This window comes from Mahella sp. (assembly GCF_020054945.1).
Lineage (GTDB): Bacteria > Bacillota > Clostridia > Mahellales > Mahellaceae > Mahella.
On sequence record NZ_JAIHAU010000022.1, the window covers coordinates 25,004 to 33,643 of the forward strand.

The following is an 8,640-nucleotide window of genomic DNA, read 5'->3' on the forward strand; positions in this document are numbered from 1 at the left end:
ATCAATGCGTTATGGGAAGGTTTATCGCCTCTTCCATAACGCTAGAAACAATAACCTCTACGCCGCGTTCCCTTATTGCTCTCAACACATCTCTATCGGTTAAATCGCTGGTGACCAGCACATCGATATCATTAAAATCTGCAAAGGCTATCAAGCCTTGCCTGTCAAATTTGCTGTGATCTGCTACCACAACCCTCTTGCGGCCGGCCGATATCATGGCACGCTTGACCTCCGCTTCATATATATCCGAACTAGTAAACCCTTTGCTCAGGGATATGCCCGATACCCCTACAAAAACGATGTCAGCGTTATAGTTGTGCAGCTCCGCTTCGGCCTTAGGGCCTACCAAGCTCATGGACTTTTTTATAAGCTTGCCGCCTATCACTATTACTTCGGTTCCATCGTCTTTACCGAATTCTTGGGCTATATCTACGCTATTGGTCACTACAGTTATGCCTTGTCTGTCCTTTATATATCTGCTAACGGACCATGTGGTAGAGCCGGCATCTAATATAACGGTATTTTTATCAGCGATCAGGCCTGCTGCATCGCGTCCTATGGCATCTTTTTCATTAGAAAATTCAAACTTTCGTTGCTGTACCGGCGGTATGGCCATAATGGCATTTTGCAATTCCTCAACCAGTACAGCCCCTCCGTAATTCTTTTTTATAAGCCCTTCTTTTTCGAGTTCGTTCAAATCGCGGCGTATAGTCTCTTCAGATACATTAAAATAACGAATCAGTTCGGACACTTTAACGCTCTTATCCCGCAATAGTATCTCCTTTATTTTTTTACGCCTCTCATCCACCAGCATCTATAATCATCCCCTCAAATTTTATCGCCTCTTAAGGTATTCAACGGCATTTGAAAAAAAGTCATCGCTGCCAAAACTGCCGGATTTAAGTATAAGGAGCATCGGCTGCTGTGACGTGGACATGCATGAAGGTAATCCCGGCTGTATCTCATCCAGTATAATAAGACCGTTTACACCCAATTTATCACACACCGCCGCCGAGGTTTCACCTCCCGCTATGAGTATCCTGTTCTGACCGGAACGTGCTATAACGTCTGATGCTATTTCGGCTACCGCCTCGGACACCATGCGCGACACCTCAGTCAAGGATAAGCCTCTATTAATGCCCGTTTCTTTTGTAGCGGCCACCTTATCCTTATCGTTGCCCGAATAAATGACAGCGTCGCGTCCTCTCATTATCCTGTCGCTTACAGCCAAGACCAATCGCTGAATCTCATCTTGCCTTTCCGCATCATCAAAAAGCCTCATCGTGTTCAGTTCAAAACAATCGGCACCCGCGTTGCAAAAATACCTCACCTGTCTGGCCGTCTGCGGCATAAGGCTACCGGCCACGCACAGTATACCCAGACCTTCTTTACGCGGCACTTCGGCCGATGTAAGGTCGGCACATGCCGGACCCCAGAAAGTCGGCAGCTCTTCCGCCAATGCCGAACTGCCGCCGAACATGACCTCATCGCTGGTCGCCTCGGCTATTACGTGCAGATCGTGCTGGCTCAACACATCGAATATTAAATAATTATACCTCGGCCTCATACCGTCTATAGACCTTTTCAACGCCTCTGCTCCCTCAGCTATCTGCCTATAGTTTATAAGACCAACATTTCTTCTTGTCTGTTCCTGCAGTATTTCTATTATATTAGATTTCAGCATAGGATGCACAGGATCGTTTCTGAATTCCGATTCCTCAAGGCGTTTGCCATGAACGTAATGTATTCCATCCTTGGTTATCCTACCGTTTTTAGGAAATCCGAGAACTATTATGCCAAAATCCATGCCCAACGCATCCGACATAGCATCGAATTCCGCCCCCACATTACCGCGGAAAACCGAACACGTCTTTTTGAAAAAATGATCGCAGTTCATATCTTTAAGCAGCCCAGTGGCATAAAAGACCTTTTGATAAGCCACATCCGCATCATCGAGGCGAGAATCCGTATTCAATATAAGAACATCGGGAAGGCTTTTTATATCCGATATACGAAAAGCATCGTAGCGGTACACGTATACCAGATAACCGCTTTTAGCAAACATTATACCTATATCGTTGGCACCTGTTATATCATCGGCCACTACACCGATCATTCCCGATCACCCCGTATACAGTTAAAATCCGCGGCATGGCCCTGACTGCCCAAAAATTGTTCTATCTTCTGTATCACTGTTTCCTCCACAGCCTCTGCGGCCTTGTTTAACATCTCATTATCCAATGCCGACAACCGCGCATCAGTGAGCGATGTATCATACCCTAAGCTCTTCAATAATGCCGCTTCCAAGTCGGTGGCTATATTGACCTTGGATACCCCCCCGCCATCGAGATGTATGGCCCTCATGATCATATCAGCCGGCACACCCGATGCACCATGCAGTACCAGCGGCACCTTGACCGCCGCCCTTATAGCTTGCAACCTTTGGTAGTCTATATTCGGCTGCTTACCCTCATAAGGGCCGTGAGCGGTACCTACCGATACGGCCAGTGCATCCGCTCCGGTTTCTTCTATAAAAATTTTAGCCTCTCGCGGGTCGGTATATAGTTGCCCATCACTGTCAGTTTCAATGAAATCAGTAGTGGATATCCTGCCCAGCTCGGCTTCGACAGATACGCTCCTATCATGCGCATATTTTACGACTTCGCGCGTTACAGCGATATTCTCTTCCAACGGCTTATCCGATGCATCTATCATAACCGATGTAAAATCCGCTTCAATAGCTCTCTCTATGATAGCAAAATCCTTGGTATGATCCAAGTGCAATGCTATGGGTATGCCGATGCCCTCTTCTATTATAGCAGTATAAAACTCATGCGAAAATTTGTCGATAGCCACTTGATATTTATTTATCTCCTTTTGAGATATCTGAATTATCACAGGCGAGGCACACTTTTGGCCCGCCCTTAAAATGGAGCGGATCATAGTAGTATATCTTGCGGAAAATGCCCCTACGGCATAACCTTCCCGCGAAGTATATTTCAATATTTCTTTCAACGCAAAAACATTTGACAAATTCATCCTCGTATTCAATTACAATTTTCCTCCGTCTTTAGGCTTTGAATATCAAGTACAGCTTTAACTCGTTGCATAGCCAATGCGGGACTGGATAAAAATTTACCCTGAATTTCTATGGGCAATGACGGTATAACGCGTGCCATAGACGCCTGCGCTAAAACCACTATATCGACTTTATCAGCCAGTTCCTTTAGCATCTTTATTAATATGGCATCATGCACATCTTTGTGCCCTGCCATGAGCTGCTCATACGCACCATCGGCCAAGGCGGATTGCAATTCTATATCCTTGCCCGTCTCTCGCGACTTCTCTTCCAATAATGCCAAAGTCGGCCTCAGCGTAGTGGGCAGCGTAGCCGCCACCCCTATGCGCCGCGCTATGCCAACAGCTTTCTCGGCCATAGCTTCATCGATTCTGATTACCGGTATCGATACCATTCGGAGAGCTTTTTCGGTAAGCTCACCTACCGACGAGCAGGCATTGAGTACACAATCCGCACCCACATCCTCGGCAAAAACAACATACTGCAGCCAACGGCTCTCCACCGCGCTCAGATCGCCGCCGTTTTTCATCAATTGAGGCAATATAGAATCATCCATAAAATTAACTACTTCACAGCCCGTTATTGTATCTTTCGCCAAAGCAGTCAATGGCTCCACAGTGGCAAAGGACGTATGAATAATGGCCAGTTTCTTATTAATCACAAAATTACCTCCTTTAGCTCTTCATACCTGCTGTCAAATTCATTCCTTCTATAAAATAGCGTTGGAACACAAAAAATATAGTAAGGACCGGCAACAGCACCAACGTCGAGGCAGCCATCAGATAATGCCATTGTGTTTGTACCAGCCCACGGAAATTCTGTAGGCCTATCTGCAGCGTATACTTTATCTCATCGTTCAAATAAAGCAAGGGCCCTATCAAATCGTTCCATGCCCCATTAAATGAGAAAATAGCCACCGTGGCCAAAACCGGTTTTACCATGGGCAACATAAGCCAAAACCATATATAAAAATGATTGGCTCCATCAATCTTAGCAGCCTCCACCAGTTCATTCGGTATGGTCATATAAAACTGCCGAAACATGAATATAAAGAAGGCGCTGCCAAAAAACGGCGGTACTATTAAAGGCAGATAGGTATTAATCCATCCAAGCTTTGAAAACAAAACATATTGCGGTATCAGCGTTACAAACCCGGGTATTATCATGGTAGCCAATACCACGCTCATAAAGGTTTCCCTTCCTCTGAAATGGATTTTAGCAAAACCGTATCCGACAAAAGAATTAGACAGTACGCTGCCCGTCACGCTAAAAGCGCATATAAGCAAAGTGTTAAGCGCGTACCTTGTAAAAGGGGCTGTATGCCACGCTTCTATATAATTCTCCCAATGCACCTCATGCGGGTAGAAGGTCGGCGGATACTGCATAATCTCGTCCATCGACTTCAATGACGTCGAAATCATCCACCACAGCGGCAGCAATAGTATTATACTGCCGGCCAGCAATATCACGCTAACAATAATTTTAGTTCTGCGCTGCTGCACATGACGGCTGACATAATATCTATCGTTCATCTATTGTCGCCCCCTTCATAATAGACCCAGTTTCTAGAATATTTCAGGTTTAAGGCTGTAAATATCATAACTATTACGAACAGTATCCACGCCATAGCCATAGCATAGCCCATATCGAACACCTCGAAGGCCTTATTCCACATATGAAGGTTATAGAACAGGAGCGAATTCATCGGCCCGCCATCGCCGCTCTGAGACATGACATAGCCCTCTTGGAATATTTGAAATCCGCCTATAAGGCTGGTTACCAAGTCAAAAAAGATCACCGGCGTGATCATGGGTAATGTAATATAACGGAACTTATGCCACGCATTAGCCCCATCCAAATCGGCCGATTCATACAGTTGTGTCGGTATGCCCTGCATGCTGGCAAGGTAGAGCAGCATACCACCGCCTACGCTCCACATCTTCATAATTATAATTGCAGGCTTGGTCCAGGCAGGGTCAAAGAGCCACGCCGGCCCTTCTATACCTATCAATCTTAACAGCGTGTTGAGCAAACCCGTTTCCGGACTTAAAATCTGCATCCACAGCATATATACAGCCACGCCGGACAAAACTGACGGCATGTAGTATATCGTCCTATATACCCTGGTACCCGGCATTCGCTGGTTCAGCAAAACCGCCATCAATATAGAACCCGCAGTGGTAAGCGGCACCATAAATATCACATAATAAAACGTATTATAAAGCGAGATCCAAAACAAAGGATCCCCGGTGAACATCCTTTTATAGTTGTCAAGCCCTATAAAATCCATACGGGATGTAACGTTATAATTTGTAAAACTGCCGTACAGTGAAAACAACAGCGGACCGAGCACAAAAACAACAAACCCTATAAGCCAGGGCAATATAAATATATAGCCCTGAACCTCTTCCCTCTGCCTTATGCTCGACGTTTTTCTATTCAATATGGTTCAATCCTCCTTTATCAAAAAGTGGAGCGGCGACGACCACTCCACTTTTTCTTTTTTGCACAAGCTACTTTTTATTGCTCTTTACTAGATTCTCGATATCACTCTGCGCCTTGCTCAATGCGTCTTGAACGCTGGCCTTGCCTAAAACAGCAGCATCAATTTGCGGATTCAACAGGCTGACGAAATCCGGAGCGAAAATAGGCGTAGGCGTTATCAATGTTTTATCCATGGCCTCCACTGCCACTTTATATACGTCTATGTTCTGAAGGTCCGGGTGATCGGCTGCATTTTCATTGGCCACCATATCCAGACCCCATATGGCCCAATAGCTTTGAGCATCCACATCGGTAAGGTATTTGATAAACTGATACGACTCTTCGGGATGCTTGGCGCCATACGGTATTTCAACCGCAAAGCCTCCGCCCCAGCTCCAGTGACCAGTCCCTTCTTCTCTCTCGGGTATAAGAGTCACACCATACTTTACGTTTTTGCCGTAATCCCTTAATTGGGTATAGAAGTTCATGTTCTGGACCATCATAGACACTTTGCCTGCTATAAACGGATCAGCCTGCTGGCTGCCGAATTCAGCCTGAAATGCGTTTACCGTCTTTTCGCCCAAACGGTTTCTCCAATTGACTATCCATTCCAACGCTTGAATCTTTTCAGGGGTGTTGACGTAAACGTTGCCATCTTTATCTATGAAATTTTTGCCGTCGCTATTGAGCATCCATATGTCAGCGCCTACCCCCCATAAAGGATAGAAACCTATGCGCGTATATTTGCCATTTTCTACCTTGTCCAGTTTCTTGGCGTATTCCTCCAGTTCAGCCCAAGTCTGCGGCGGGCTTTCCGGATCCAGGCCTACCTCGGCAAAATGTTCCTTATTCCAGAAAAGAAGCCGTGTGTCAGTATTGAACGGGAGTCCGTAAGCTTCGCCGTTGAATAGCACTGCCTCCCAAAGTTGCGGGAAAAATCGGTCTTGTATATTTTCGCTTTCCTTGGCCAGATACGGGGCTAGATTGGTGTTCTGCTTTTGATTGGCCCTATGCGCTACGGTATTGATATCGTTTATTATCGCATCGGGCGGATTGCCGGCGGCTATAGCAGCCAGATTTTTTGTCCAGATATCGCCCCATGGCACAAACGTATACTTTACCTCAATGCTGTCTTGAGATCCGTTAAAATCGCTGACTATTTTCTCAATGATAGGACGCCGCGTTACCGATCCCCAAAACGACCAGAAATCAAGCTCAACCTTCTCCTTAGGCGTATCAGCAGCTTGTTCTCCGTCATCCTGCCCTTGATCAGCAGGCGGTGTCGGTTGCTCCGATTGTTCAGAATTTGAACAACCTGCTAAAATCATGCTAAGGCTCAGCAATAGCACCAATAATAGTTCAAGGAGGAATAAAGGCCATTAGGGTTGATTAAATGCCGGTATTGCTCGTCAATCTTCATTTATCGAGGTATTGCTTTGAATATCATTGATTTTTATAATTTAACTCCACACAATCATTCAATTATATTTGTGATTATGGCGTATTTAATAAAAATGCGGAAGAAATCCTTCTTCCGCATTTAGGCGCTTATCAATCGTTCTCAAGAAGTTCGATCATAACCTTCAGATCTGCCGTGCTGTCTATATAAGCATAACGACCACCGGTATACTCCCCCTTTTGTACCAGCGGCATACCGATCTCCGCAAGCTTATTCACCCTCCCTTGCATATCTTTTATAACAAAAGCTATATGGTGTATGCCTTCTCCATGAGTATTTAGGAATTCTCGCCATGTAGACGGCTGGTCGTCCGGCTCTATGAGCTCGATATCAATGCTATTGGACATGTGCAAGAATGCCAGTTTAGAACGGGCCTCGGTAGGTTGGCCTTTGTATTGCGCCAATGTCTTGTCATATGTATCGGTTAAAGTTATCTTCGGTACTTCCATACCAAAAAAGTCTGCAAATTTCTTTGCTGTTCGTTCTATATCGTTAACAATAATTCCTATCTGTGCGACAGCAGTCGTCCCCAAAATTCCATCATCCATGCAAAAACTCCTCTCAATTTATTGAATCAGGCAGAATGCCACGTTGATTGCACCCTACCTGATATTTGCGTTGATTATAAGAACCGCTTGTCTTGATTCAAGCCGCTTATCCTTTCCATATCCTCTTGGGATATTTCGAAATCAAAGATATCGGCATTCTCTTTTATATGTTTCTCATGAGTAGCCTTGGGTATGGCAACGACATCTTTTTGAATATCCCATCTCAACACTATTTGGGCGGGCGTCTTGCCGTACTTTTGTGCTAATTCCTTCAACAGCGGTACGCTATTGACATTGCCTCGCATTAATGGGCTATAGGCTTCGATCTGTATATTATGGGATTTGCAATAATCATATAATTCCGGCCTTGTATTAAGAGGATGATATTCCACCTGATCGACGGCCGGAACTACACCGCTGTCTTTTATTATATCCTCCAAATGGTTGACATCAAAATTGCTGACCCCGATAGCGCGAGCTCTACCGGATTTATAGATATCGACCATGGCTCTCCACGCAGCTATGTATTTATCGCCAACCGGCCAATGTATCAAATACAGATCCACATATTCGAGCTGCAATCTCTGTAGGCTTTGCTCAAAGCCGTCCATTATCGCGTCATAACCCTTCGCTTGGTCTTCATTCCACAGCTTTGTGGTTATGAAAAGCTCTTCCCTAGGTATGCCGCATTCCTTTATCCCCCGACCCACACCGCTTTCGTTGCCGTAAATAGCGGCCGTGTCTATACTCCGGTAGCCAATCTTTGTGGCTATCTTTATGGACGATGTGGCCTCTTCGTCGGTCATCTGCCATACCCCTAAACCAATCCATGGCATATTCACACCGTTATTCAATACGGTACATTCTTTTATGTTGTCCTTCATCCTTAGTCCCCCCTATGTAATATTCATGTATATTTATGTGTTTATTTTAGCACAAAATCCTAGATAGAACAAGTGCCCTGTTTTGTTATATTATAATTTTATGATAATGTCATATTGAAAGTATTTTGATATAATGTCATGTATGAGGAAGGAGATATTCAATATGACGCAACGAGAAATGACTCG

The 8,640-nt window shown here is 45.0% G+C and carries 9 protein-coding genes; all 9 read right to left on the reverse strand.

Features of this window, described 5'->3' with window-relative positions; all coding sequences use genetic code 11:
- Position 1: 1 nt before the first annotated feature.
- A complete protein-coding gene (locus JG770_RS05940; protein WP_291956463.1) occupies positions 2-814 on the reverse strand; it encodes a DeoR/GlpR family DNA-binding transcription regulator in 813 nt (270 codons plus the stop codon).
- A gap of 21 nt (positions 815-835) precedes the next feature.
- Positions 836-2,116 carry a four-carbon acid sugar kinase family protein gene (locus JG770_RS05945; RefSeq protein ID WP_291956465.1) on the reverse strand — a complete coding sequence of 427 codons (1,281 nt, stop codon included), beginning with the start codon at positions 2,114-2,116 and terminating at the stop codon, positions 836-838.
- Positions 2,113-3,039, reverse strand: a complete 927-nt coding sequence (locus JG770_RS05950; RefSeq protein WP_291956484.1) for a class II fructose-bisphosphate aldolase — start codon at positions 3,037-3,039, stop codon at positions 2,113-2,115. The genes JG770_RS05945 and JG770_RS05950 overlap by 4 nt, the downstream gene beginning before the upstream one ends.
- Before the next feature lie 8 nt (positions 3,040-3,047).
- Positions 3,048-3,740, reverse strand: coding sequence for an aspartate/glutamate racemase family protein (locus JG770_RS05955; RefSeq protein ID WP_291956467.1), 693 nt, complete (start codon positions 3,738-3,740; stop codon positions 3,048-3,050).
- A gap of 13 nt (positions 3,741-3,753) precedes the next feature.
- Positions 3,754-4,611, reverse strand: coding sequence for a carbohydrate ABC transporter permease (locus JG770_RS05960; protein ID WP_291956470.1), 858 nt, complete (start codon positions 4,609-4,611; stop codon positions 3,754-3,756).
- Positions 4,608-5,522 carry a sugar ABC transporter permease gene (locus JG770_RS05965; protein WP_291956473.1) on the reverse strand — a complete coding sequence of 305 codons (915 nt, stop codon included), beginning with the start codon at positions 5,520-5,522 and terminating at the stop codon, positions 4,608-4,610. The genes JG770_RS05960 and JG770_RS05965 overlap by 4 nt, the downstream gene beginning before the upstream one ends.
- Positions 5,523-5,592: 70 nt before the next feature.
- Entirely contained in the window at positions 5,593-6,891 is a 1,299-nt protein-coding gene (locus JG770_RS05970; protein WP_291956475.1) for an ABC transporter substrate-binding protein, read from the reverse strand.
- Positions 6,892-7,114: 223 nt separating this feature from the next.
- Positions 7,115-7,570: a VOC family protein gene (locus JG770_RS05975; protein WP_291956478.1), complete on the reverse strand. Its 456-nt coding sequence runs from the start codon at positions 7,568-7,570 to the stop codon at positions 7,115-7,117.
- Positions 7,571-7,644: 74 nt separating this feature from the next.
- Positions 7,645-8,454 (reverse strand): aldo/keto reductase, encoded by an 810-nt coding sequence (locus JG770_RS05980; protein WP_291956481.1) that lies wholly within the window; start codon positions 8,452-8,454, stop codon positions 7,645-7,647.
- Between the last annotated feature and the right edge of the window lie 186 nt (positions 8,455-8,640).